Source organism: Paenibacillus sedimenti, assembly GCF_014534655.1.
GTDB lineage: Bacteria > Bacillota > Bacilli > Paenibacillales > NBRC-103111 > Paenibacillus_E > Paenibacillus_E sedimenti.
Genome location: NZ_JACVVD010000003.1, coordinates 54708 through 80799 on the forward strand (window position 1 = coordinate 54708; position 26092 = coordinate 80799).

At 47.4% G+C, this 26092-nt stretch carries 19 protein-coding genes and 1 pseudogene; 1 reads left to right on the plus strand and 19 read right to left on the minus strand.

Features of this window, described 5'->3' with window-relative positions; translation table 11 throughout:
* Positions 1 to 26: 26 nt before the first annotated feature.
* From ICC18_RS08860 to ICC18_RS08940, 18 genes and pseudogenes are all read right to left on the minus strand, one after another.
* Positions 27 to 866 carry a carbohydrate ABC transporter permease gene (locus ICC18_RS08860; protein ID WP_188174046.1) on the minus strand — a complete coding sequence of 280 codons (840 nt, stop codon included), beginning with the start codon at positions 864 to 866 and terminating at the stop codon, positions 27 to 29.
* Between the two features lie 13 nt (positions 867 to 879).
* Positions 880 to 1788: a carbohydrate ABC transporter permease gene (locus ICC18_RS08865; protein ID WP_188174047.1), complete on the minus strand. Its 909-nt coding sequence runs from the start codon at positions 1786 to 1788 to the stop codon at positions 880 to 882.
* Between the two features lie 21 nt (positions 1789 to 1809).
* On the minus strand, positions 1810 to 3657 hold the full coding sequence (locus ICC18_RS08870) for a GH32 C-terminal domain-containing protein (RefSeq protein WP_188174048.1): 1848 nt from the start codon (positions 3655 to 3657) through the stop codon (positions 1810 to 1812).
* A 142-nt stretch (positions 3658 to 3799) separates the two neighbouring features.
* Positions 3800 to 5416 (minus strand): response regulator transcription factor, encoded by a 1617-nt coding sequence (locus tag ICC18_RS08875; protein ID WP_188174049.1) that lies wholly within the window; start codon positions 5414 to 5416, stop codon positions 3800 to 3802.
* A 5-nt stretch (positions 5417 to 5421) separates the two neighbouring features.
* The gene (locus ICC18_RS08880; protein WP_188174050.1) at positions 5422 to 7203 is read right to left on the minus strand and encodes a cache domain-containing sensor histidine kinase; all 1782 of its coding nucleotides are present in this window, start codon (positions 7201 to 7203) and stop codon (positions 5422 to 5424) included.
* A gap of 126 nt (positions 7204 to 7329) precedes the next feature.
* Complete coding sequence (locus ICC18_RS08885; RefSeq protein ID WP_223192454.1) at positions 7330 to 8679, minus strand: ABC transporter substrate-binding protein; 1350 nt, start codon at positions 8677 to 8679, stop codon at positions 7330 to 7332.
* A gap of 1168 nt (positions 8680 to 9847) precedes the next feature.
* A pseudogene (locus tag ICC18_RS33695) lies at positions 9848 to 10111 on the minus strand (NAD(P)H:quinone oxidoreductase, type IV); the annotation flags it as partial.
* 62 nt (positions 10112 to 10173) lie between these two features.
* A complete protein-coding gene (locus ICC18_RS08890) occupies positions 10174 to 11382 on the minus strand; it encodes a niacin permease NiaP (protein WP_188174052.1) in 1209 nt (402 codons plus the stop codon).
* Between the two features lie 283 nt (positions 11383 to 11665).
* Complete coding sequence (locus tag ICC18_RS08895) at positions 11666 to 12532, minus strand: AraC family transcriptional regulator (RefSeq protein ID WP_188174053.1); 867 nt, start codon at positions 12530 to 12532, stop codon at positions 11666 to 11668.
* Between the two features lie 75 nt (positions 12533 to 12607).
* Positions 12608 to 13162 carry a GNAT family N-acetyltransferase gene (locus tag ICC18_RS08900; protein WP_188174054.1) on the minus strand — a complete coding sequence of 185 codons (555 nt, stop codon included), beginning with the start codon at positions 13160 to 13162 and terminating at the stop codon, positions 12608 to 12610.
* A gap of 25 nt (positions 13163 to 13187) precedes the next feature.
* A complete protein-coding gene (murI, locus tag ICC18_RS08905; RefSeq protein WP_188174055.1) occupies positions 13188 to 13961 on the minus strand; it encodes a glutamate racemase in 774 nt (257 codons plus the stop codon).
* A 171-nt stretch (positions 13962 to 14132) separates the two neighbouring features.
* Positions 14133 to 16082: an ATP-dependent DNA helicase gene (locus ICC18_RS08910; protein ID WP_188174056.1), complete on the minus strand. Its 1950-nt coding sequence runs from the start codon at positions 16080 to 16082 to the stop codon at positions 14133 to 14135.
* 150 nt (positions 16083 to 16232) lie between these two features.
* A complete protein-coding gene (locus ICC18_RS08915; protein ID WP_188174057.1) occupies positions 16233 to 17111 on the minus strand; it encodes a radical SAM/SPASM domain-containing protein in 879 nt (292 codons plus the stop codon).
* Between the two features lie 57 nt (positions 17112 to 17168).
* Positions 17169 to 17963 (minus strand): lipid II flippase Amj family protein, encoded by a 795-nt coding sequence (locus tag ICC18_RS08920; RefSeq protein ID WP_188174058.1) that lies wholly within the window; start codon positions 17961 to 17963, stop codon positions 17169 to 17171.
* 12 nt (positions 17964 to 17975) lie between these two features.
* Positions 17976 to 18506, minus strand: a complete 531-nt coding sequence (locus tag ICC18_RS08925; protein ID WP_188174059.1) for a DinB family protein — start codon at positions 18504 to 18506, stop codon at positions 17976 to 17978.
* Entirely contained in the window at positions 18484 to 20334 is a 1851-nt protein-coding gene (locus tag ICC18_RS08930; RefSeq protein ID WP_188174060.1) for an ABC transporter ATP-binding protein, read from the minus strand. Before ICC18_RS08930 ends, ICC18_RS08925 begins: the two co-directional genes overlap by 23 nt.
* Positions 20331 to 22091, minus strand: a complete 1761-nt coding sequence (locus ICC18_RS08935; protein WP_223192455.1) for an ABC transporter ATP-binding protein — start codon at positions 22089 to 22091, stop codon at positions 20331 to 20333. Before ICC18_RS08935 ends, ICC18_RS08930 begins: the two co-directional genes overlap by 4 nt.
* Positions 22092 to 22642: 551 nt before the next feature.
* On the minus strand, positions 22643 to 24115 hold the full coding sequence (locus ICC18_RS08940; RefSeq protein ID WP_188174061.1) for a CoA-acylating methylmalonate-semialdehyde dehydrogenase: 1473 nt from the start codon (positions 24113 to 24115) through the stop codon (positions 22643 to 22645).
* A gap of 125 nt (positions 24116 to 24240) precedes the next feature.
* Between ICC18_RS08940 and ICC18_RS08945 the strand changes: the two genes are divergently transcribed.
* The gene (locus ICC18_RS08945; protein WP_188174062.1) at positions 24241 to 25854 is read left to right on the plus strand and encodes a PucR family transcriptional regulator; all 1614 of its coding nucleotides are present in this window, start codon (positions 24241 to 24243) and stop codon (positions 25852 to 25854) included.
* Here the strand turns inward: ICC18_RS08945 and ICC18_RS08950 are convergent.
* The gene (locus ICC18_RS08950; RefSeq protein WP_188174063.1) at positions 25851 to 26066 is read right to left on the minus strand and encodes a hypothetical protein; all 216 of its coding nucleotides are present in this window, start codon (positions 26064 to 26066) and stop codon (positions 25851 to 25853) included. The genes ICC18_RS08945 and ICC18_RS08950 overlap by 4 nt on opposite strands.
* Between the last annotated feature and the right edge of the window lie 26 nt (positions 26067 to 26092).

Genomic DNA, 26092 nt, shown 5'->3' on the forward strand with positions numbered 1-26092 from the left:
ATCTTCTGTTTTCCTTTCTTTGGCTATCAGCCCTTGATCCCGGACATCGTAATGCCTTGAATGTAATAGCGCTGCAAGAACAAGAACAAGAACAAAATCGGCACCGTCGACAGCGTGTTCGCCGCCAGTACTTTTGACCAATCCGTCCCTTCGGTCGAAGAAAACGCGGATATCGCCACTTGGATCATCTGCATTTTCTGATCGTTAATGACGATCAGCGGCCATAAATATGAATCCCAGTTACCGAGGAACGTCATCAATCCTAGCGTGATTAAAGCCGGAACAGCAGCGGGCAACACGATGGAGATAAACGTGCGAGGCAGACCAGCCCCGTCGATTCGCGCCGCCTCTATCATTTCGTTCGGAATTTCCGCGAAAAACTGCCGCAGCATAAAGATTCCGAAAACGGACAGCATCGAAGGAACAATCAGTGCCTTATAGGAATTAAGCCAGCCTAGATCATGCATCAGCAAATAGTTCGGTACGAGCGTTACCTCAGCCGGGATGATCATCGCGGACATAAACAATGCAAACAATGCCGGCTTAATGCGAAACCGCAGCTTGGCAAATGCAAAAGCCGCCATCGAGTTGATCAGCAGCACCATCACTGTGACTGCGGATGCAACGACGAACGTGTTGCCGATATAGCGCAAGAACGGGTTCCTCTCGCTGAATATAACGTTATGAAAATTTCGCAATGTCAGCTCGACGGGAACAAGCAAATGAATGTTCAGCGTCGACGTGTACTTGAATAATTCTTGATACGGACGCAATGAGCCGGTGACCATCCATAGGATAGGTCCGACAGAGATGACGGCAATAATGACCATCAGCAGCATTTTTAAAAAAGCAAGCGATTTATTCAAATGTAGTCCCCTCCTATTCATCCTTCTCATTGTCGAATAGCTTCATCTGCACCAAAGAAATGATCAGCACGATCGCGAATAAAATGAATGCCGCAGCGGTCGCATAGCCCATTCGCATTTGCTGAAAGGCGAGCTTGTAAATATAGAACACGACAGTTTCCGTAGAGCTGTTCGGACCACCATTGGTCAATACGAACACGAGACCGGACAGCTTGATCGCATCGATCGTCGTCATGATGACGACAAAAGCGGTCGTTCGTTTCAATAGCGGCAGCGTGATTTTGAAAAATTGCTGCAGCTTGGAGGCTCCGTCAACTTTGGCCGCTTCATACAGATCGGGGGAAATGTTATTCAAGCCGGCCAAGAAAATAATCATGAAGAATCCCGCCGCTTTCCAGATTCCCAAGATGATGATGCCGTTCATGGCCGTCTCCGGATTCGACAAAAAATTCGTTAGCGGCAAATGCAAGGCTTTGAGCACACTGTTCAGCAAACCGAACTCTTTGTTGTAAATCAGTTTAAAAACGGTGGCCGCCACCGCTGTCGAAATGACGACAGGAATAAAATACAGCGTCCGGAACAACCCGCTTGCCGCCGTTTTTTTCTGGATCAGCAGCGCCAGCCCGAGCGCAATGCTCGTTTGAATCGGAATGACGATGACGGCGAAATAAAACGAATGCTTCAGGCTGTTCAAAAACGAACGGTCTGTCAGCAGGCCCGTATAGTTGTCGAGTCCTACGAAGACGTCGCCGGAGCCGACTAACGAGTAATTTTTGAAGCTGATCATAAACGCCTGAATCATCGGGTAGAACACAAAGACAAGCAGCAATGCCAAAGCTGGAAAAACAAACCAGAATGCGGTGACCTGCTCATGTTTGCGGAAACTTTGCGACGATTTTTTTCTGTGTATCGCAGAATTCATGGTCTCTCTCTCCAATCCGCTTTATTTGTTCTCAAAAACAAACACGTCCACAGTCGTCAAAGCGCTGCCATCGGCGCTTACCGCTGTGATCTCCGCTTCTCCGGCTTTTACACCGGTCACCTTCGCTCCAGAACTGCTCGTTTCAACGCTCGCGATGGATTCATCACTGGATTCCCATCTGATCGATTGCGGTGCGCTGAGTGGAATGACGGATGCCACGATGCTCTCACTGCCGTCTACAGGCACGTCAAGAACGTCCTTATCCAGCGTAATTCGCTGCGGCTTCAGGCCGTCTGGATCTTCATCTCGCCATATCGTTCGCATCGGATAATAACGCGCATAACCCAAGGTAACGCCGCCGCCGACACTACTCAGCTCCAATCCATTGCTGGTCGGCTGGGGGAACATAATCATCGATAGCACGACCTCGCCGTCATTCGCGAATACTTCCACACTGGATTCATCGACGAAGACATGAAGCTTGATTCTGTTGCCTTGCAGCGTGAGCGGCGCGAATACTTGTTCCGCGAACCCTTTCTCGAACGTTGTAACGCCCGAACGTGTCCTGTCCAAAGTAAGCTGAGCGTTCTTGGTGTTGTAGCGAATGACAGTCTCTTGCTCGCTGCCTTTTCTTACTTTCAGCGCCAATTCGGCATCCTGCTGCACGGTGAACTCCGTTTCCAGCTCATAAGAAGTTCCTTTTATGCCTTCAAACGGATTGTTGCCGGAACCTGCAGAAAGCTCCTGTTTGGCGAAAATCATCGGCTTGCCGCGAAGTGCCTGCAATTCCTTGACCGGCTCCTGGATCATACGAAGTCCTTGACCAGGAATGTTTCTAAGTCTGAGCTCCCGGGGAATCGACATATTTCCTTTCCACGCGCCGGTTGGCATCGCGAACGGATAGCGCCAGTTGGACATCCAGCCAAGCCATATCCGGCGTCCGTCCTTAGCCGGAATATCGGAGTAGGACACCGCCGCATAAAAATCTTTGCCGTAGTCGGTCCACAGCACATCAGACGGCTTATTCTCATTCGTAAATGTCTTCCCATCAAATGAACCGATGAAATATTGGGCCGTAGAACCCTTTGTTGTCGGGTTGCTGCCGATGCTGACCGCAAGCACCCATTTCTTCTTATTCGTTCCCTCAATCGGAAGCTCGAATAAATCCGGACATTCCCAGACGGCCGCGTGAGAGCCTTGATCTTGTCCAAACTCGCTCGTCATTTGCCACTTCTTCAAATCGGGCGACGTATAAAAATGAATCCGCTTGTCAACGGAAACAACCATCACCCATGCGCGGCTGGGCTCGTGCCAGATCACTTTGGGATCTCTGAAATCCTTCAGTCCCGGATTCGGAATGACCGGATTCCCCTCGTATTTGGTCCACGTTCTCCCCTTGTCGGAGCTGTAAGCGATGCTTTGAGATTGGACGCCGTTCTTAAAATGGGTGAAAATCGCCACCAATCCGGCTTTTCCGCCAAAAAATCCGCTCGTGTCTTTCCAGTCCACTACCGCGCTGCCGGACCAAATCTCTCCGAGCGGATCCCGGGCAAGCGCCACGGGCAGATGCTCCCAATGCGTGAGATCTTGGCTGACCGCATGACCCCATTGACCGCTATTTTGATAAAACTGGTGATACTCGCCTTCAAAGTAAACCATCCCGTTCGGATCGCTCATATTACCGGATGGCGGGGACAAGTGATACTGCGGACGATATTTCTCCGTGTAGTAATTCGGATCGCTGTTATACACAAAACTCACCGCCTTTTGTTGATCCTTCCCCTGATTCAGAGCCAGGCAGGCAAGGCCAATTCCAACTAGCACTACTGCGGATGAACCGGCAATCAATAGCCTTGGTGTTATCTTCATAAAGCCTCCATCAAGCGTATTGTAACGCTATTATACCGAAGCGGCGCTGACAATCATTTCACTTTGCTCGTTAGTTATGTTTCAAAATCTTTGCATGAAAAAAGCCCTCTGCATCCGCAGTGGGCTCTTCCAACATGAAAAATTATTGGGAAAGGAGAAACTGTTCCCGGTACTCTTTGGGGCTTTTGCCGTAACTTTTTTTGAACGCCGTACTGAAATAACTTGAACTTGAGTACCCGACTAGCGTAGCGATATCCGTTAGTTTTAGTACATTTTCTTCAAGCAGCGCCGCGGCTTTGGTTAACCTCAATTTCGTTACATAATCGCTGAAGGTTACACCTGTGCTTTGCTTAAACAAACCTGACAAATACGTCTCGTTCAGATGGAACATATCGGCAAGTGATGACAATGTCAGTTCATAGGAGAAGTTCTCATCAATATACTTGACTATCGCTTCCACCATATGCTGTCCGCTGGAAAACCGGGTTCTCTTCACCTCGTTCATCACCAATTCGGCCATCTCGTAGAGCTGTTCCAACACCTGCTCTCTGGATTGATAGTCGCGAACGGTCATTTGGCAATTCCATAAGTAAGTTTGCAGCGAAGTATCGCCGAACTGAAACTTTTTGGCGATCGCATTGAACATCAAAATGATTCTAAGCGACAGGAAGGTGAAAACAAACATAGGCGTATCCATTTCCGACGAAAATATCTCCTGCAGCTTCTTCGTGAATGATTTCATATCCAAATTTTCAATCGTCTGCATCAGCTTTTTTTCCGCTTCCGGCGAAAAAGCATGAGTAAGTTCCAGTACGCGGGTATTCGGTTGAAAATGATCGTTATGAACAGTGCCTTGACTCCAGGCCAGCATGCTTGAAGCATATCCGTTCTTCAGCAGTCTGAGGCCGTTAATCGGTTCACCGATTCCAAACACACTATCCACCTTCAAGTAACTTTTGATATAACGTTTCAGGTCGCGGACGAACGTTTCGATGAATCGCTCATGCCCTTTGGCGTCCTCAATCACGATCAGGAAATGCATCATCGATGGATGACTAATCTCATAGAACGGAAACACTTGCTGCCATTTCTGAGCGGTCTCCCGGCATAACATTTGAAAAGCCAAATACAGCAAGTCCTTCCTTTCGCTCCAATCCTCAAGCCTGCCTTGCGGAATTCTCATTTCGACCGTTACAAACTGGGCATGCAGATCATCTTGGGCCAATGCGGAAAGCTGGAGCTGCTGCATGCGCTCCTTCACTGCCGGTACGCTAAACCACTCATTTTTGACCAATTGCCAGATTAAGTGTTCCTGCATGACCTGCAGAAGCTCATTATTTTTGATCACTTCCAGCTCCTGTTTATGTGCCAGATGTTTATCAGCTTCCAATTCCGCGGCAAGCTTGGCCAGCAAAGCAATTAACTCGCTGCGGACTACAGGCTTTAACAAATAATCTTTCACGCCCAGTTGAATCGCTGACTTCATATATTCAAAATCGGAATATCCGGAAAGCACAATCATCTTCAGCTGCGGATATTGTTCTTTGCAAGCTTGAATGAAAGCAATGCCATCCATCTGGGGCATCCGGATATCCGTGATGACTAAGTCCGGAAGCGACCCGTCGTCAAGCAGCTGGAGAGCTTCATTCCCGTTTGAAGCTTCCGATTCAATGACATACCCCGCCTGCTCCCAATCAATCTTGGCTTTGATGCTGTTCCGAACGCCGACTTCATCATCAACCAGCATCACACGATACATGTATGTCAACTCCTTATTAGTGGTAGTTCTAATATGATCTCCGTACCTTCGCCGATCCTGGAGTTTAAGTGCAACTTAAATTGTTGGCCATAGTTTAACCTGCACCGCGAGAGCACATTACGAAGTCCGATGCTTTGACCCTCACTGCTAAGAACTGCGACGGAATCATCGTTCTTGCCCTCGGCCAGCAAATCTTCGATCAGCTCCGGCGACATGCCGATGCCATTATCCTTCACAGTCAATAATAGACGCTCGTCTTGCACTTGCGACCTGATCACAACTCGCGCTACGCCATCTTTCTCCAGACTGTATTTCACCGCATTCTCGACAAGCGGCTGCAAAATGAATTTGGCGATCATATACCTTCCAGCAAAAGGGTCCTCTTCGATAGTTAAACTTAATCTTTCCTCATACCGTAACTTTAAAATGAACAAAAAATCCCGTATATACGCTAACTCTTCAGCTACTTGAACCAGATCGCTGCCCAGGTTAAGCGAATAACGCATCATTTTTCCGAGTGATTCCGTGGCGTCCATGACGAGATCTTCCCGCTTCTTTGCGGCAAGACCGCTGATGATTTCAAGCGAATTGTTGTAAAAATGAGGATTAATTTGCAACAACAGCGCCTTATACTCCGCATTTTTTCTCCGCAAGTTTGTTTCGAATTCCGTTTCAATCAAATATCGGAGCCGGTGCGTCATCTGTTCGAATACGCCGGTCACATAGCTGACTTCACTATGTCCCTTTTTCACTTTCGGCATAAACTGCAGCGCTTGATTGAATTCTCCGCGCCTCACGTGCTTCATCGCCTTGGCCATCGCACTGAGCGGCTTCGTAATGCCTGCCGACAGCCAAAACGCAGCAACCATCGCAAGAACAAGCAGCGCAACCGTGACAATGAGCATCGTCTGGCGAATGTGCGTTATTTTCTCATAGAGCTCCTGCTCAGGAACCGTGCCGATTATCGTCCAGTCTTGCGCAGGCAGTTTTCGAAAAAAGAGCAAATAAGAATCGCCATTCTGTTGAATCGGAAAAATGCCGCTTATCTCACTGCCAAAATGGGTGTCGATCTCGCTTAAACCGTTTTTCAACAGTTGTGCATCATCAGCCATGTCCTGATTAAGTACACTTCGTCCATCGCTTGTGAGTAAGACAACTTTGCCCGTCTCTCCGAACCGAATTTTTTCGATCGTTGAGCGCAGTAATGAAGTCGGGTAATTAATCTTGATAAATCCGACATTTTGTAACGATTGGAGATGCACCAGCGGGAAGACGAAGCTGTTCACAAATCGAGATCGCATGATTTCATCAGGCTGATCGATGTCTTTGTGTGCGGTGGTCCATCGTTTATTATGCTGCTTGAATTCAGCGAACCATTCGCTGCCCGTATAGGTTTTATCCTGCGTCCATAAGCCGCCGGCATCCCTGGCAAACGCACTGATCGATATGCCATTGGAATTGTTGATCGCATAGGAAGAAAAAAACTCGCGTAATCTTTGCTTCGATAAAACCCGCTCCTGAATCGTATTATCTGCATTCAAATGAACCGCAAGCCACTCCTGTGTCGAACGGCTGCTAATCACTTGATTGCCCGTATCTTCTACCTGTGTCAGCAGCGTAATGACATGTGACGCAAACTGGTCTATGGTTTGTGTAGTCGAAGATTCAATCGACACTTTGATGATTTTCGTTGATTCTTTGCTGAGAATATAAGCTAAAGCTGCGAATGGGATGATAAGCAATATAGAGAAAATCGCCAATAAGCGGCTTCGCAATGAGAAAAACACACATTCACCTCCAGTGTCGACATCAGACTGTCAATTTGCATCTATCATAAACGCATAAGTATTAGCTAAACAATGCTAAAGAGGCGATCATAAATGATTCGCCTCATTAATATTTAATGTTATTAACTACTTTTTCTTCTGCGCTTCAATATCCGCATACGCTTTATCGATCGTTTTAATCGCTTCTGCTGTTGAAGTATCGATATTCCTTTTACCGATCGTCACTTCCTCGAACAATTTGTTCACCGCTTCTGACATTTGCGGGAACACCGGAGTAATCGGGCGCGGTCTTCCGTATTTCTGATTCTGAACCACGAACACATTTTTCGGATATTGGTTGAGTTCCGGGAATTCCTTAGCTGCCGAATAGCGCGACGGGATATCCTTTGTCATGGAGCTGTACGTTTTTTGGCCGTCTTGACCGGTTACCCAATTGACAAATTTCCAGGCCTCATCCGGATATTTGCTTTTCGCCGAAATGCCCAGTGCCCAGCTTCCGTTCGCAACCGCTTGTGCGCTTCCCTTCGGCAGCGGTGCGATATCATAGTCTTCGCCGAGTTTGAAGTTCGGAAATTTATCGTTCAGATACGATAGCGACCAAGAACCGTCAATCGTAATACCCAGCTTGCCGTTCGGAAATGGATCTGGCGGATACTCCAGAGCTGAAACTTGGTGCTTATTATATAAATCAGAGAAAAATTGCAGCGCTTCTTTCGTTTTTGGCGAATCCAGATAGCCTTTGGCTGTCTTGCCGTCAGGGCTCATGATTTCGCCGCCGAATTGCCAAATGATCGGATATTTGAAATATGCCGTTGCCCCCGCATTATTGAACCCTTGCGCAGGATCGATGCCAAATACGCCACTCTTCGGATCGTTGATTTTCTTGGCCGCATCCAGCACTTGGTCCCACGTCCATGGCTCGTCCGGATTTTTCGACGGCAGCGGGATGCCTTTAGCTTGAAACAACTTCTTATTATAGAACATAGCAATGGAAGATTCCGTCAGAGGCGCCATATAAATTTCATTTTGATACGTGTAGGTCGCCAGCGTTGATTTCGGAATATCGTCCATATTGCCGTCTGCTTTGAAGTATGCCGTTAACGGCTTAAGCGCTCCCGCATTCGCGTAGGAGGCAAGCGTCGGCGCATCCAGCGCCATAATATCGGGCGGACTGCCGGAAGCGATCGATACCCTCAGTTTCGTATCATAGTCCGAATATGGGATTGGCGTCATCTCAACCGAGATGTTCGGATATTTCTCCATAAAGGAAGCGACCAGCTTATCGTAAGCCGCATTTTCGGAATCGTTGCCCGAATTCCGCCAAAAGGTCAGCTTGACCTTTTCTTCTTTTTTCACTGCAGCATCCGTCGCTTTAGGCACTGTTGTCGCAGCTCCGTTATCTCCCTGGTTGGAACAGCCTGCGAGCATACCTCCGATTAAGATGGCGCTTACTGCGATCTGGCTTAGCTTTTTCAATGTCATTGCCCCTCTCTTCTGATCGTGTGTTGTTTCATGTAAGCATCATATCAAAAGAAAGATCGTAAAAAATTCAATATGCTCTGTTTCGAACTTATAATATAATCGTCTCAAATTTTAAAAGACAGGCAGACCGCCGTCAATCTTTATTTCGCCTGCCCGACACCGACTCCCCATCTTGTTTGGAAATGACTAGAAGTTACCTATGAACAAGCGTTTCATATTCAAGTACGACTATATCAGTATTAAGTTCACGAGTGATGTATTTCTATTTGCCGATAATTCCCTCATAGTCACGACCTAGCAGATCCCCGCGTCCATATAAATTATATCTCCTTAGCGTATAACAAGTCGCAAAAGGCCTGATACTGTGGACGAATAAATTCCTTCCCACTTTACTTTTTGAAACGGAAGATTTGACGCGACATTAGAATGGGTTCCGAACGCTAAAATAATTCAAGCTTGTTTTAGTATCACAATTAATAATGCGAAAAACATTTTATTTCCATTTAAAAGATTTTTTTACATTTATCCGTAACTTTTCATTGTTTATTGCAGTCTATATTATAAGAGTTGGCCAACTCATACTCTTTATAGGCGCAATTGGTAACAGTCGATTCAGGTGCTACTTACATAACACCTGATACAGTTAACAATTAGCGATCAATTCGAAACTATCGTTCCCCTATATATATACTTGAAAAATCATACAGATTTATCATTCAAATGGTAATTTCCATAGTTATACACGAAAAATCATACACAAAAGCTCTAATTGAAGCGAAGAGCCCGATTTTATATGAAATTTCATACAGAATCGTTGTTTCTGTGAGTACTGAACCTTCGCAGTTCCGCTCTTTTTTAAGGCCCGTTACTTAAATAAAGAAAATCAACAACAAAGTTTAACAGAGCCAAAATAACAAAAGAACGAACAAACCATATAGGACTTCCTGGATGGTTTGTTCACATTAGGAGGGAATAACTATAAATAAAAAAATTATCATTCTGGCTTTAGTAATTCTTGTTTCAATTGTGCTAAATATTATTATTAATTTTATTACATTTAAACCAGTAGCAGAGGAAATGGAAATGATTTATTATTTAGTGTTAATAATATCATCTCTATTATTGGTGGATAAATCCATGAAGTATTGATATTCCACACGCGAGCTACGGATACCGTCCGTTTAGCTTGATGTTTGACCGAATTCTGTGCATCTTCAACAATCTTGCCGTATTGATCGAGCGTTACACTCGTACCGTAAGGATTTCCGCCGGAAGTAAAGATAACAGGATCCGTATAGCCAGGGGCCGCAACAATTGCACCTCAATGATACATGGTCGTATACAAGGCAAGAATGGTTTGTTCTTGACCGCCATGAGCGTTTTAAGCCGAAGTCATTGCACTTACGACTTTGTTAGCTAGCTTCCCTATATCGTCAAGCCTGGAGTTTCTCTATTCCTGCTGCAATCGGCACACCTCTCCGCTTCAAGTTAATAGTCCATGCCTTTCGTTTCTTTGCCGAAGAATAGTACAACAAGTGCTCCGATCACGATCGCAACGAAAAACACCATAAAAATCACGCTCATCACGACCCCTCTCGCCACTAAAATGCCTACTAGGTAAGGCCCGATAATACCGCCTATACGCCCGAAAGCAGCGGCGAGCCCGACACCGGTGGAGCGAACCGAAGTCGGATATAACTCTGGTGTATATGCGTACAGAGCCCCCCATGCCCCAAGGTTGAAAAAGGAAAGGCAAATACCGGAAACGATCAGCATCCCCTCCGTTTCTGCAGCGCCAAACCATAATGCGCTGGCTGCCGTCAGGAGCAAATAAGAGACGAGCACAAACTTGCGCCCGAATTTCTCAATCAGATAAGCAGCGGTAAAATAACCGGGCAATTGGGCCAATGTCATGATGAAGACGTATTGAAAGCTTTTAATGAGCCCGAATCCCTTCAGTACCATAACTGTAGGAAGCCATAGAAATATGCCATAGTAGGAAAACACTACCATGAACCACAAAATCCAAAGTGTAACCGTGGATTGACGATGTTTCGACGACCATACGGCAGCCGCCCGCTCTCCGAACGATAACTTCCGGCTTCGCTGCCCGGTATATCGAGGAGAATCCTGAATAGCCCGTCTGAGGTATATGGCATAGAACGCCGGTAAGGCGCCGATGATGAATGCCGCCCTCCAGCCGTAATTAGGAATAACAAAGTATGCGATAAGCGCCGCGGCGATCCAGCCGCATGCCCAGAAACTTTCGAGTAGTACGACAGCACGCCCTCTTTGATCGGCAGGAACCGACTCAGAGACAAGCGTTGAAGCTACGGGTAGCTCCCCTCCAAGACCGAATCCGGTCATGAAACGGAGGACACATAATACGACAAAGCTTGTAGCTAGCGCAGATAGGCCGCTAGCGGCAGAGAAAATAAGCAGCGTGGCAAGCAGTATGGCCTTACGACCATATTTATCGGCTAGCGAGCCGGCAACTGCGGCTCCGACGGCCATTCCAATTGAGTTAATGGCCGTTAACAGTCCAATTTGCTGAGCGCTTAGCTTCCAATCAACAGCAAGCGCCGCAACGACGAACGAGATGATGCCCACGTCCATCGCATCGAACAACCAGCTTAAACCTGTGCTGAATAATAACTTACGTTGGATGGGTTCACGCAAATAAGCTGCTTTACTCATGTTAAAGCCACCTCTCCATAGTTATCTTCGAAATGATAGAACACGGTCCCAGTTTTTGCATTTAGAGGAATTATTCGCTTTAAGGTTAAGGATTATTCAGCTATGAAGGCTAGCGCCTTCTTTAGCTGTATCGTATTTTTATCTAATACACGAGAAAAAGCCAGCCAAAGTGGTTTCTCACTTCGACTGGCGATTTTCATTTGATGACATAACATATATTATGTAATTTTATGTGTTTGATTCGGTTTTATATCTTCCACTGGGTAGGCTTAATTTGTTAACTTCAAATCGGTATGTATATTTTCATCTGAAGTCCGTGCGGGAACATGGAGTGACGAACGTCCGTTATTTCAAAATCCGGCCCTTCTCTCCGTTCATAATTGGAGTTCGGCAACCAGGTTCCATAAATATATTGCCTTGTTTGTTGAACGAGATCCGTTGATCCGTTCACTTTGAATTCGGCATATTGGCCCTCAGGAAGCTCAAAACGAACAAAACCCGGGTCCAACACATCATCCGACGGCTCTACTTGTTCGCCGACAATAAATGAGAAAGTACCGTCATCCTGGAATTTGCATGCAATTCCATAAGCCATATCCGGAGCTGTTTTATTCGGAATCCGCAGGTAATGTTGATTTCTGCCAAATTCATCGTAAAATCCCGGGATTTCCTTATAGTAAGTCTCATTGTTTAAATTCGTTGTGTACTCATACCCAATAATATCGATTTGATTTAAATGAACAATCGTAGGTTTGTTCATATTCATTTCCCCTAGCATCCTGGAATGGTAGTTTAAAAAATTAATTTTACTTTGCATATGAATGTGGTAATCCGACTTCCGGTATTTAGCGGGTGTTATCCCAAAATAGTTCTCGAATGCCCGCGTAAAAGCTTCTTGCGAGCCATACTGACAAGAAATCGCGATATCCAACACGTTCCGATCGGTTTCTTTCAGTAAAGCAGTCGCCTCGGAAAGCCTTCGTTTTCGAATATACTCATGAACCGAAAACCCGGAAATGGCTTGGAACATACGCTGAAAATGAAACGCGGAAAAGCTCGCTTTTCCTGCAATTTCTGTAATTCTAAGCTCATCATAAAGATTCATTTCTATGAATTCGATTGCGTCTTGGATCCTTTGGTAAGCTTCCATATTGACTTCAAACCTCCATCTTTTCTCTTAAACACATTGTAGCCTACTCTACAATCTGTTTTTTGATCATCCGTGCTATTTGTTAAGATGGAGATTCCAATCTTCCTTCAATAAACCATAAACCATATGATCGACATAATGGTCATAAAGCCATTCCGCTTGACGCACCTTACCTTCGTACACGAAGTTCAACCTTACTGGTATAGCCCTGCTCTTCGAATTATGTTCCGCAGCTCTAATCTCGACTCGATTAAGGGATAAATCGTTAAACACATAATCGATAACCGCTTTACAAGCAAGTGTCATAATCCCCTGCCCTTGAAAATCTGCCCCGAGCCAGTAGCCGATGGAAGTCTTTTTATTAATCCAATCGATTCCATGTAATCCAATGCATCCGGCAATTCGGCCTTTATAAAAAATTCCGCAATTGAATCCATTGTTGTCCGCATAGGCTTTTAGCGTAGATTGAATAAAATTCCTCGTCTGCTCCACACTTACAGTTGCATCTAACCAAGGCAGCCATTCCCTCAGATAGTCCCGGTTCTTATCCGACAGAGCAAACAGCTCATCAGCAAATCTCGTTTCCAATAACTTCAGATGAATATCGTCGTTTATCTGATTACTAAACATTTAAGTATCCTCCAATCATACAATGTCAGTTCATGCTTTGAAATCGTTCCAGAGCGCGTTCCATTTTTTGAATATAGCCAAGGTCATCACTCGAACATAGAAATTTCACATTCGATTGTCCGTTCGAATTATATTGATCCTTGTCTTTCAATATGTGCGAAAGTCGACTAACGGTACCGGCACTGCCGTCAACAATTTGGATATGGTCAGGTAAAAGTGTTTTTAGCACATTCCTATAAAATGGATAATGGGTGCAGCCAAGAACAACGGTGCCATACATGCTAAGATCGAATCCGGAAAGCTTATTCGTAAAATAATCCTCCAATACGTTCTCATTAAAGACCAATTTCTCACAATACTCAACTAACTCAGGTAACGGCAAGGAATCCACAATACTCTGATCGTCAACCCGGGAAATTAATTCCGAATACTTGGTTTGTTTCAACGTTAAGGCAGTAGCAAAAACGAGCACACGTTTCCCAGTGAAACGGTTCATTTCAACAGCAGGTTTAACAGCAGGTTCCATTCCGATAATGGGAACGTCGTATGCGCTTCGCAAATCTGTAACGGCAATACTTGTTGCCGTGTTACAAGCGATAACTAGAGCTTTCACATTTTCCTTCATAATTCTAACTGCTGCCTCTTGAATATAGGACTTAACCTCTTCTTTCGATTTAGTCCCATAGGGAACATGAAGCGTATCCGCAAAATATAAAAAGTCCTCTTTCGGTAATCGTTTCATGGCTTCGGCTAATACCGAAATGCCGCCAATTCCCGAATCAAAAAAAGCTATTCTCATTGATTTCACCTTGTCATTTGGATTTATCTCATGCTGTCATTTTAGTACGTTTTGAATAATTTTTCATCTATTGAAGAATAGAAATTCGATTCCACCACTGATTTCCCTCTTTTTTCCACAAATACAAAGAAGACAACTGTAAGGAACAGTTGCCTTCGATAGATTCTTATGTTATAAGACGTTAGTCAGACAAACACCTTCCGGCAGCACGCGGACAATATGTTCCCTCAGTACCGGATCATGGTGCAACTCCTCGCTGAAAATAGCGATAATACCGCGATCCTCTCGTGATCGGATTAATCGCCCCATACCCTGTCTCAGGCGCAACAGCATATAGGGAATGTCTACCTCTTCGTAAGGTACATCTGAAGCTTGACGCTTCGCCATAAAGACCGGATCTTGCGGCGGGAAAGGCAGCGCCCAGACGATCACATTCGAGAGCGATGGTCCAGGAACATCAAGTCCTTCCCATAAACTGACTGCCCCTAGCACGCTGTGCTCGTCATCTTGGAAAGCTGCGATAAGCGAACTTATCTCCTGATCGCCTTCGAAATAGAAGCGCATTCCTGCACATTCCGTATGGAGAACGATTTCCCGCTTAAACTTCTGCAGTTCTTCCTGCGCCGGGAAAAGAATTAGGGCTCGCCCTTCCGTTCGCATCAAAAGTTTAACCGCGGCTTCCATTTTCTCTTGAAACGTTCCTCCTGCAGACCACTGCGGGGCAATCACTTCCATTCGCTCCTGATAGTCATAAGGAGAATTGACAGAGAAAGATAAATAAGTGTCGAGGCCTAGGCTGCTAGCCACATAATCAAAAGATCCTTCAACCGATAGCGTCGCCGATGAGAAGACGATGGGCATTTTACTCGCAAACACTCGTTCGCGAAGCACTTCTTTCACCGTTCTTGGCATCACCACCAAGCTGAGTCCGGTTATACTGTCTGTAGCCCAGCAAATGAACGCTTGATCGTGGTGAAACAAGCCTAATGCTTTCTGCATCATTTCCAAATGCTCTTCAACGATCCGCAGTTGATATTCGTTCAGCGTGAAGAGCTCGCTTTCGAACACCAATTCCTCTTCAATAGCCGTCAGGATTTCGCAAAGACGGTGAATTTCTTGAAGCAATCGTTCACTCATCATGATCTGCTTGCGATCCGATCCCGCGATTGGCTGGCAGCTGCTTTCCAGCACCCTGAACATCATTTCGCTCTGATCAATCGCTTCATCGATGAGAACCGCTAGTGTCTCGCGAACTTCCCCTTTAAGCAAACGTGTAATGAGCTCTTCGAACACAATATGCTTCAGTTTATAGGTTAAAGCCTTCTGTGCGGCCGATTCCAACAAATGCCCTTCATCGAAAACGACAGTGCAATGATCAGGCAGCAGCGGCAGCTGCCCTTCCCGCTTTCGTCCTTCGTAAGTCCACACGTGTTCCATATAGAAATCATGGGAACATATGATCAGATCGGCAGCCCTGCGGTATTCCCCCCGCGAAAGCGTCTGGCCGCACCGGTGTCTAAGGTCGCAAACAAAACAATCTTGGAACGTATCCCAGCCAATCCGATTCCACTGCTCATCGTTCAAATGCGGATAATGCTTGCGATCCCCATACGCATGAAAGGATTGCAATGCTTCGTGCTTATGGACGAACTCAGGCAGGCTCTCGTGCAGATCCTTATAGAGTCCTACATCTTCGTGACCTAACCGGGCTTCGTCCAGCTTCACCAGACAAACGTATTGGTCCGGCGACTTCGCAAGTCTCGCATCGATCGCCATGTTCAAATGTCGGGATAATTTATCGATATCCCCGCCCGGCTTCACCAGCTGTTCGATCAGAGATTCATCGGCACAGGCGATAATCGCGGGTTTGTTCATATATCGGGCATAGCAAATGGCGTACAATAAATAAACTAACGTTTTGCCCGTTCCTACGCCAGCTTCGGCAAAAATCGTTTGTTTCTCGGCAAAAGCGCGTTCCAGCTGAAACGCCATATAAATTTGTTCATCGCGAACTTCAAAGCCCGCTTCCGGCAATTTTTCATAGAAAATATCGGCGATCCAGTCCGAAACCTGCTGAAAATAGGGTTGTCCGCGATCATATGCAAAGGGATACCGTGCCAATGGATGTGTGCCTCCAGCAAATAGATTTAAGCAAAAGATTATTATCCCATGAACATTAGAGAAAAGCAAAGGGACTTCTGAAATTCCCCTCGCCGATGCAAAAAAGCTCAGTCAAACAGTATAATGACTGCTTGATCTAAGCTTTTCCTTTTACATACTAAATCGTTCCCGGTAACCGCACTTCCGGCACAACTCTTCAACTACTTCTCGTCTGGAAAAGCCTTCAAACAATCGGTTAGCCCGTTCACCCTCGACGATTTCCGAGAACGGCGTATCGTTGATATTGCCGAGATCAATGACCCCTTCCCCATCCAGACAGCATGGTATGACGGTGCCATCCACGAGAATGCCTGCCTGGTTGCGCAGCGCGTGGCAAAAGCCCGGTCCTTCGATTTCCTCCGCCTTTAAATCCGGCCATTGGAATTCATGGTCTTGGTTCAAATAGACGCGATCGGCCAGTTTCACCCCGGTGCCGCGGATGAATTTTTCATCGATTTTATAATCGAGTTCATATTCCCGTTCAATCATCTCGAGCACTTCGCGGTTCCGCTGCCGCTCCAGATTCGTCTGATTGTCCGTATCCAGATTCCATAGGCGATAGGAAATGATGACGCCTGAAGCGGCTACGATTTCCTTTGCGAACCTTAGAATACTCATCACATAGCCTTCTTTATCCTGTGAGCCCTCATGCCCGTCAAAGCTATGCAAGGAAAAATTCATCTGCCTCAAAGCCGGTTTGCCCAAAAGCTTGTGTCTATTTTTATTAATCAACGTGCCGTTTGTCGTAATGTTGACCTTAAAACCCTTTTCATGGCTAATATCGAGAAGCTCGTCTATCTTCGGATGAAGCAGCGGCTCTCCTTTAACATGGAGGTAAATGTGATCGGTATGCGGTTTGATTTGATCCAATATATTTCTAAACTTGTCGATTTCAATGAATCCTTTGGCACGCTGGGTCTGTGGACAAAAAGTGCAGGCCAGATTGCAAATACTCGTAATTTCGATATAAAATTTTTTGAACTTTTTCATTTCAGAGACTCCGTTTCTCTCTAGCTGAACTGCAAGATACTAGCTATTATAACAGAGTTAGACGATCCATTGCACGATCAAACCGATAAAATGAGCCGCCGGGATCAAGACGAGCTGAGCAAGCATCGTCCCTAAGAAGCGCGATGTCATAAGCAGCGCATAGATTTTACCAAGCTGAAGCTTATGCTCTTCGTTGCGCAGAGCTTTGTCTGTGATAAGACCTAACTGCGGGTCAATGAAGATGGTGAGCAAAATAGTCGCGATCCCGTTAATGATCCCGGATGCTTGTGAAGCAGTCGTGCTATACTGCGGCAATAAATGCGCTGCATATAACGAAGAAAGCACGCCAACGGAGTAAAACGCTGTGACGACAATGTTAAGCACGAGAAACCTCTTGGGAATGCCAAGATACCGGAAATGGCTAAGCCGGATCGTGGGCCTCTTCAAATAATTTTTCGTGTTCTTGATTTGATCGATGGTCACGCTTGTAATGAGTTTGGGGATGGAACCGGCGACCTCCAATTTGGCTATAATTCTGGCGCTGATGTTAATAAATGAAGGAAATAAGGCAATCGCAATGATCGTTCCAATCGATGAAGCGAATAAAATAATGCGCAAATAACGCTCCAAGTCAAAGGCAGCATCGATTTTTGCATAATCGACGAACTTGGCGGTTAGCGGAGCTTGAATCAAATTCGCGGTCCGCGAAACGAGCACGATAATACCGGTTAACGAAAGTGCGACCGCGATTTTGTTCAACTTCACACCGGCGAAGCGAACGGAATAAGACAACGTCTCGGCCGTATGAATAATCATCGTCAGGATAAAGACAACGATCAGGCTGTTCGTCATCGTCATCCCCCCTTACATTGGAAGTCGTTTCTTCATCCAACGAATTTGGCCTCTATGGTTAATTTCGTCTTCAAACACATGATACCACATGAAATAGTGGTTAGCCGGCCTTTCCTGCCAAAAAGGATACTCCTCATACAGCCATTCATCGGTTTTGGTTTTGAAAACCTCATAAGTTTTGGTCCGAACCTCATTTAAGATGTTCACGTAATATTCCAGCGGATTCCCTTTTATCGTGCATCCTTGCTCACCCAAGTCCAGTGCAGCTCCCCAAATTTTCATCTCCTCTTCGTTCAGGTCGCGATGCTCAAAGGTTTCCAACTGGTAAGCCACTTCGACAGCGGCAAAATGCAACAATAAAGCGCCAATCGAATTACTGGTCTCGTCAAGCTTATAGTCAAGTTGCTCCGTGGTGAGACCCTCCACAGCACGGAGGGTCGAATATCTGGCGTAATTCATCATGGACATCAATCGACTGATTTGCGGGGTATAGCCGGGTATATCCGTAATTAACAAAATGTTATTTGGATCTAAATGGTTCATTCAATTCCATCTCCTTCGTTGCATGATCGTCACCGTACCATAGTTCCTGAAAAGTAGAGCTTCGCTGGAGAAGATCTGAAGATGTACCTTCCGCTTCGATGCGGCCATCCTTCATCACGATGATGTGGTCAGCCCGCGCCAGCGCGGTCTTCCGGTGCGAGACGACCAGGCATGTGGCATCGCCGCGGCGCTCGAACATCCGCTCCCAGAGCTTCTGCTCCGTCTCGACGTCAAGCGCGCTCGACAGGTCGTCGAACACATACAGCTCGGCGTCGCGCACGAGCATGCGGGCAGCCGCCGTCCGCTGCGCCTGGCCGCCGGACAGCTTTACCCCGCGCGGGCCGATCACCGTATCGAGCCCGCCGGGCAACTGCGCGACGTCATATTCCATGACGGCTGCGTAAAGCGCATGCTGCAAGCTATCGCCTTGCTCCGCTTGCCCGAGCAAAATATTGTTGCGCAGCGTATCGCTGTACAGCCGCGGCACCTGCGCGGTGTATGCGCTCCGCGGCGGCGTGAAGAACGTGCCGGCGTCTTCGACCGGATTGCCGTTCCAGTCAATCGTGCCCTCATCCTTCGGCAGCAGGCCCAGCAAGGTTCGGACGAGCGTCGTCTTCCCGGAACCGATCGTTCCGGTGATGACGGTGAACGAACCTCGCGTGAGACTCAACTGCACGCCGGATATGCCCCTGCCCGTATCCGGGTAGGTATAGGACAGCCCTTGCACGTCCAAATGCTGCAAGGAGTTGTCGCGGGGTGCGGCTTGAGGGATCGCCGATACGGCTGCAATATCATCCGTCTCTCCCGCCCCGCTTTCCGTGGGCAGCTTCTGCTTTTTGTCCAGATGCAGGGATTTGACCATCGTTAGAATTTTAGCCGATGCGCCCTGCAGAAGGAAGGTCAACCGTTCCAAGGCGACGCTCATTTGTTTGAAGTATGTAATAAATTTGCCGACGTTCGAGATAAATTGTGTAACAAACGTCAAATAATAAACGAACAACGCGAAATCGCCGACCGTAAACGTTCCTGCCCTCATTTTCTGTCCGGCTAGAAGCAGGATAAGCCCTGTCCCCAGATTGACGGAATTGGAGAAAATCGAATCGAGCAGCTCGGTCATCAGGCGGTCCTTCAGCATCGCTTTCCTGCGGGTATCGCCTAACCGTCTAAAGCGATCGATGACGCGTTTTTCAGCTCCCGCAACCTGGATCGCCTGCACATTGCCGAACATTTCGCTAATTTCGCCAGTCACTTTAGCGGTCGATTCCCGGCTCGCTGCGCGGTATTTTTGCAATCTTGCCGTAGCCAGTTGTGCAACTGAGATGACTATAACAAGCGGCAGAAACACGAGCAGCGTCATCTGTGCGTCGATGCGGATGAGAATATAACAGGATACCGCAGCGAAGCACGTCATCCCGAACACATCGACCGACCAACTCGCCGCTTCTTCGGACTGATCGACATCGTCCCGGAAATGACTGATCGCTTCGCCCGGAGACACGGGAATCGCCCGTGCACCCGGCTGCTTCAAGACATGCTCCAGCAAATTCCGTCTGAGCAGCATCCCCATCCGGAAGCGAAAATTAACATCCGTGATGAAGCCGACTACGATGAGCATAATTCGTCCCAGCGTTGCAGCCATAAGCAGCGCAATAATGCCCCATACGCTATAACCAAGCTTGGAATTCCCTGTCAGGGAGTCGAAAAACTCCTTCGTCACAAGCCCCGGCACAATCGGTGCCAGGTAAATGACCGTCCAGGCAAGCGCATTAATGAAATATAGGAATGGCCTATACGTAATTAGCCGCAACAAATATTGATATGTATTCAAGCGAGCACCTCCTCAAGCCCTGTAGCCAGCAATTGGCTGAATCGAGATGTCGGATCGGCGGCCAATTGCTCTCTTTTGCCCGATTCCATGATTTTGCCGTCGTCTAAGATAAGAATGTGGTCGGCACGCTGTACGGTGCTTAGCCGATGGGCGATCATAATACAGGAGCGTGCCTCTAACAGCTTGGATACGGCTTTCTCCATGCGTAGTTCGGTCAGGGGGTCCAATCTTGATGAGGCTTCGTCCATGATGACCAGTCCAGGGTCAGTCAAAAATACGCGGGCGAATGCCAGCAGCTGCGCCTCGCCCGCTGAAAGGCTGCCGCCCCCGGAAGCAAGCAACGTATCGAGTCCCTCAGGCAGCGACTCATACCACGCCCTTAGTCCGAGGTCTTCCAGAACCTCGATAATCCGTTCGTCAGGAATCGAATCATCATAGAAGGTTAAGTTATCACGGACCGTACCCTGCATGATTTCGATGTTTTGTGTCACCATGGCAACGCGTTTGCGCAGATCCGCCAGCTTGCAGCTCCGAATATCCGTGCCGCCCAGCGCAATCGATCCGCTTTGCGGATCGTAGAAGCGCAGCAGCAGCCGCGCCATCGTCGATTTGCCGCTTCCCGTGCGACCTAGCAGGCCCAGCACGTCTCCCGGCTTCAGCTCGAGACTAAGCGACTTGATCGTAGGTTGATCCCCGTCATAGCTGAACGTCACGTCGCGGAATTGGACGCCAAGCGGGCCATCCGGCAGCCGCTCTCCGGGCCCGTCAACGATTGCTGACTTTGTGGCGAACAGCTCACGAATCCGCGAAATGCTGGCGTCTGCTTTTTGCAAGTCTTCCATCTGTGTGCGTATCTTCTCAATTGGCTTGGCGAGCAGCTCCGTATAAAAGAAGATGAGATACACCGTACCGAGAGTAATATTGGCCGTTCGCCAGAGATAAGCACTGATGGCAAAAGCCAGCGCATTCCCGAACGCGAATACGAGAATCGATGTATTCCACATTGCGCAGAAGCCTAGGAACGCTTTCACGCGGAGCGGCAGCATCCGCCGAAGCATCGTATAAAAACGGTTCATCACGAAGCCAACCGCACCATTGGCGCGTATGTCTTCCGTTCCTTCCAAATGCTCGCCGATAAAGCCGTAGAACTCCGCATTCGCTTGACGCCATCCCGTCCAGACCGGAACGGCGAATTTACGAATCCATTGAATCGCATAGACGGCAAAAAGCACAAATAAAGTCATTCCCGCGCCGATTAGCCAGTTTTCCCGGAAAAGCAATACGATAATGCCAATCATCAAAAGCAGGTTGCCGACGAGGTGGATGATCATGCTGGAGAAGAAATTCGCCAGTGCGTTCACATCCCCATCCACACGCTCGATCAATGATCCGGATGTATGTGATTTATGGAACGACATGTCCAGTGACAAGCAATGTGCCGCCAGATCGACACGCAGCGTATTCGTCGTTTTCCAACCGATATTTTCACTAAAATAGGTTGCGATCACCGATACAAGCTGCTGAATCAATGAAAATCCGATAAATAATCCGGCCGCGATAATAAGCGGTTCCATAGTTCCTTGTGATTGAGCCGTATCAATAAAGAAGCGAATAATTTGCGGATTAATGAGCTGCATACCGATTGACGTGAACAACAGAATAGCTAAACCGATGAGTGTACCTCGTTGCGGCAGTAAGTAGCGATGAAGCATTTCGTAATATTGTCTGAGCGAGTTGTTATTTTTACTTCGCTTCATGTATGGGGGGTCCTCCTGTTTTATTAATCATGAAGTTCATAATAAATGCGAGTAACTTTGACACCTTTTTCCAGTCCGTAAATCCAATCATACTAGATTCATGTGACTCCGACAATGAACGATTCGCAATTTCTGCTCAACGAAAAAATACCAAGTCTACACCTCGGATCCGCAATCAGCTGCTCTTATAGCGAGGAACAAAGAAATTTGTTCGTTATTCAGGATACTCTTTGACGCTAATATATGGAAAAAAGCCGAAATAACATCTCGACCGAACAAACGTCTTTATTTAAAGACTTTTATTCATTACTTAGAGTCCTTTGTTCTCTGCACCCTCATTCGTTGATAAACTGCTCACTTCATACGTCCAACGATTCTTTATTAGCGAACAATAGTCCAAATCCCCTTTTCATACACAAATATCGGCTAAATACCGAAATCTGCAACTCCAAGAAATGTGTGCCCGGTACCTGGGTCAACCCTCTCTCGAACTTTCGTTTGTTCAAACACAAAAAGCCGCAATCGCTTGCGGCTCTAAGTCTTCTATCCTTTTAAAAATAGCGTGAGGTTATCATCTTTTTCTTCGTATAAAATTCGACGCCGTCCTTGCCGTTAGCATGAAGATCGCCGTAAAACGAATCTTTCCAGCCAGAGAAAGGGAAGAATGCCATCGGCGCTGGAACCCCTACATTGACGCCTAGCATACCGGCTTCCGCTTCTTCGCGGAATTGACGGACCGCTTTGGCATTTTCCGTATAGATCACAGCGGAGTTGCCGAAGCGGGATTGATTGACGATCTTCAATGCTTCATTTAAATCACTTGCGCGCAGCACCGACAGCACAGGCCCAAAGATCTCCTCTTTCGCGATCGTCATCTCCGGTTTCACATGATCGAACACCGTAGCGCCAAGGAAGTAACCGTCTTGCTTGCACGCTTTCGACGTTCTTCCATCAAGCAGCAGCTGCGCCCCTTCTGCAACGCCTTTATCGATAAAAGACTCAATGCGTGCACGTTGTACTTTGCGAATCACGGGCGTCAATGTGACGTCTTCGTTCATGCCGGAGCCAACGACCATATTCTCCGCTGCTTCGCGCAGCGTTTTCATAAATGCATCGCTTTCTCCTACAACAACAACCGCGGAACATGCCATACACCGTTCCCCTGCACTTCCGAATGAGGACATGATGATGTTCTCGACGGTTTTCTCCGGATGAGCATCCGGCATGACGATGTGATAGTTTTTCGCCCCTGCAAGCGCTTGAACGCGTTTGCCGGCTGCCGATGCCTTCTCATACACGTACTTTGCTATTGGCTGCGAGCCGACAAAGGAGACGGCTTTTACAGCGGGTATCGTTGTTAGCGCATTCACAACATCGTGTGCGCCATGCACCAGATTCAACACACCATCCGGCAGACCCGCTTCCTGAAACAAGGAAACCAGCTTCACCGCAGTGAGCGGCGTTCGCTCCGAGGGCTTCAAGACGAACGTATTGCCGCATGCAATCGCTAACGGGAACATCCAGCAAGGGACCATCATCGGGAAGTTGAAGGGGGTGATCCCGCCGACGACGCCAAGCGGTACCCGGAACAGCTCGGAATCGATGTCGGTGGCGATATTCGCAAGCGTCGATCCCATCAGATGCGTAGGCGCACCCGCCGCGAATTCCACGCACTCGATTCCTCGGAGCACCTCGCCGAGCGCCTCTTTGTAGCTTTTGCCGTTCTCCTTCGTGATCAGCTCGGCAATCTCTTGCTCGTGCTCCTGCAGCAGCTGCCAATAACGGAACAGCACTCTTGCCCTTTTCGGAACCGGCGTCTTGCTCCATGATTCAAAAGCAGCTTGCGCAGCTTTCACGGCTGCCTCCACTTCCTGTCCCGAAGAAAGCGGCACTCTGGCGATCACCGCGCCTGTTGCGGGATTCATCACGTTTTCTTCTTGAGTACTGGTTGAGTCTACCCATCGTCCATTGATCAGATTATGCAATCTCACAGTTCCTTGCAGGGAAGCAGCTTCTAAACTCATATGTAATCATCTCCCGGTGAAAAGAATTTTTTTCCCACAACGCATTGGACACATTGTATAATGGGTAAAATTGTTTCAATCGCAGATTCATGTTAATTTATCTAACATTACGGGGCGGTGCATCCATGGTCACGACATTACTCCAGTTAACGGTCAAAGATATTTTGCAAAGACCCCTGTTTCAAAAGGCGGAAGCCGTCGCTAGCGTTGCGGCACTGAACCGCACAGTCCGATGGGTGCACATCATGGAAGTTACCCAAGTCGGCCATTTGCTGAACGGCAACGAACTGATTCTTTCTACGGGGATCGGATGGCACGACGATGAGGAGATCAGCATCTCTTTTCTGCAGCAGCTAATCGATTGCGGCGCTTCCGGACTTTGTATCGAGCTGGGCACCTATATGAAGAAACCGATGGACCGAATGAGAGAGCTCGCCCTGCGTGCGAACTTTCCGCTTATCTTCTTCCACGAAGAAGTGCGCTATATCGATATTACACAGGACTTGCACGCCTATTTCATTCATCAGCACCACAAAATGGTTTCCGAGCTGGAATCCCTCTCCACCCACTTAAATCAGCTTCTTCTATCCGGCAAAGGACTGCTGCCGCTTCTGAAACTGCTGCATCAAACGACGCAGGCGCAAGTCGCTTTTTTCCCGCTCGGGGCTGAGGCACAATTCGTACCTCCTCTGCCGAAGCATAAAGCGGATACCTTTTATGAAAAGTGGATTTATGGCGAAATGTTTGACAATCCGGAAGTCAAAAGCACGCTGGCTCATCGCCCTATCCTTGCCCTCGAACATTTGTTTGCCGACCTGTTAATTCATGCCGACCAAGAGCTCAGCGAATTCCAGGTTCTGGCCTTGGACCGGTTTGCGACTGCCATCGCGCAAGAAATGATGCGTACGAAATATATCGAGGAAAAGCGACGCTACAAAGAGGATTTATGGGTCATCGACTGGCTGAACGGCAAGCATTCGCTTCAGGAAATTCGCGACTACATATACTCAATGAAGCCAACTGCCAAGCTGAACCGTCTTATCGTATGCGTGTTTGACGCTCAAGCGCATGCTGAGCAATATAAAGATTGGGAAGCCAATCTCATTCAGAAAAACATGGTCGCACGCGCGATTTTCGAAGGTGAAGGCTTTTATTTGCTGCCGACGATGAGACAGGAACAAATCGTATTCATCCTGCTCGATCAGCTGCCGGCGGCTTCAGCCAAAGAGCGTATCCTCAGAGCCGTCCGCAGATTGCAGAAGACGGAGATTCATCAAGAATTTCCGTTATTTTCATCGCTATACGGAGTAGGTAAAGAATTGAGCGATCCAACCCTCGCCAAAGACAGCTATGAAACGGCTAAAGAAACGATCCTCATTCAGAAAGACACTGGCGCACTTGCTGAGCCGTTTTATCATGAGCTGCATGTATACAAAGTTATCATTAACTTGAAGAAAACTGGCTTGCTGCAATCGTTTATCGATGAATATATTGGACCTGTCGTCAGCTATGACCGTGAAAAGAGCTCCCACCTGCTCAAGACGCTGAAAGTGTACTTAGCACTGTGCGGCTCCAAGCAGGATACGGCCAAAGAGCTGTTCATCGTCAGACAAACGCTTTATCACCGGCTGGATAAAATAGCCGCCCTGCTTGGCGACGATTACATGGATCCGTCTAAACGGATTGCGATCGAGCTCGCGCTGCACGGGTACGAATATATGAACGGAGCCATACATTAAGCTAATGTATTTTCCTGTCGGATGAGCAAGGCGGCAAAATATTTCCGGGCATTGGCCGTCTCCAGATGCAGACTCGCAGTTTCACCGCCGGGGTGCTCCAGATCGAGCCAGGCCCCGTTCAAGTCTTCTTTTACACCGACGATCTTAAACTTTTGGGACACGAAGTCATCCAGCTTCTTTTTCTCGTGCATAAATTGCTCGTGATCGGACATTTGGCAGCCCCTCCCTTCATTCTTAC

Excerpts from the sequence above, each read along its gene's own strand:
- ICC18_RS08865 (WP_188174047.1), bottom strand. The coding sequence starts at position 1,788 with ATGAATTCTGCGATACACAGAAAAAAATCGTCGCAAAGTTTCCGCAAA.
- ICC18_RS08870 (WP_188174048.1), bottom strand. The coding sequence starts at position 3,657 with ATGAAGATAACACCAAGGCTATTGATTGCCGGTTCATCCGCAGTAGTG.
- ICC18_RS08875 (WP_188174049.1), bottom strand. The coding sequence starts at position 5,416 with ATGTATCGTGTGATGCTGGTTGATGATGAAGTCGGCGTTCGGAACAGC.
- ICC18_RS08890 (WP_188174052.1), bottom strand. The coding sequence starts at position 11,382 with ATGAGTAAAGCAGCTTATTTGCGTGAACCCATCCAACGTAAGTTATTA.
- ICC18_RS08895 (WP_188174053.1), bottom strand. The coding sequence starts at position 12,532 with ATGGAAGCTTACCAAAGGATCCAAGACGCAATCGAATTCATAGAAATG.
- ICC18_RS08900 (WP_188174054.1), bottom strand. The coding sequence starts at position 13,162 with ATGTTTAGTAATCAGATAAACGACGATATTCATCTGAAGTTATTGGAA.
- murI (WP_188174055.1), bottom strand. The coding sequence starts at position 13,961 with ATGAGAATAGCTTTTTTTGATTCGGGAATTGGCGGCATTTCGGTATTA.
- ICC18_RS08915 (WP_188174057.1), bottom strand. The coding sequence starts at position 17,111 with ATGAAAAAGTTCAAAAAATTTTATATCGAAATTACGAGTATTTGCAAT.
- ICC18_RS08920 (WP_188174058.1), bottom strand. The coding sequence starts at position 17,963 with ATGACGAACAGCCTGATCGTTGTCTTTATCCTGACGATGATTATTCAT.
- ICC18_RS08925 (WP_188174059.1), bottom strand. The coding sequence starts at position 18,506 with ATGAACCATTTAGATCCAAATAACATTTTGTTAATTACGGATATACCC.
- ICC18_RS08935 (WP_223192455.1), bottom strand. The coding sequence starts at position 22,091 with ATGAAGCGAAGTAAAAATAACAACTCGCTCAGACAATATTACGAAATG.
- ICC18_RS08940 (WP_188174061.1), bottom strand. The coding sequence starts at position 24,115 with ATGAGTTTAGAAGCTGCTTCCCTGCAAGGAACTGTGAGATTGCATAAT.
- ICC18_RS08945 (WP_188174062.1), top strand. The coding sequence starts at position 24,241 with ATGGTCACGACATTACTCCAGTTAACGGTCAAAGATATTTTGCAAAGA.
- ICC18_RS08950 (WP_188174063.1), bottom strand. The coding sequence starts at position 26,066 with ATGTCCGATCACGAGCAATTTATGCACGAGAAAAAGAAGCTGGATGAC.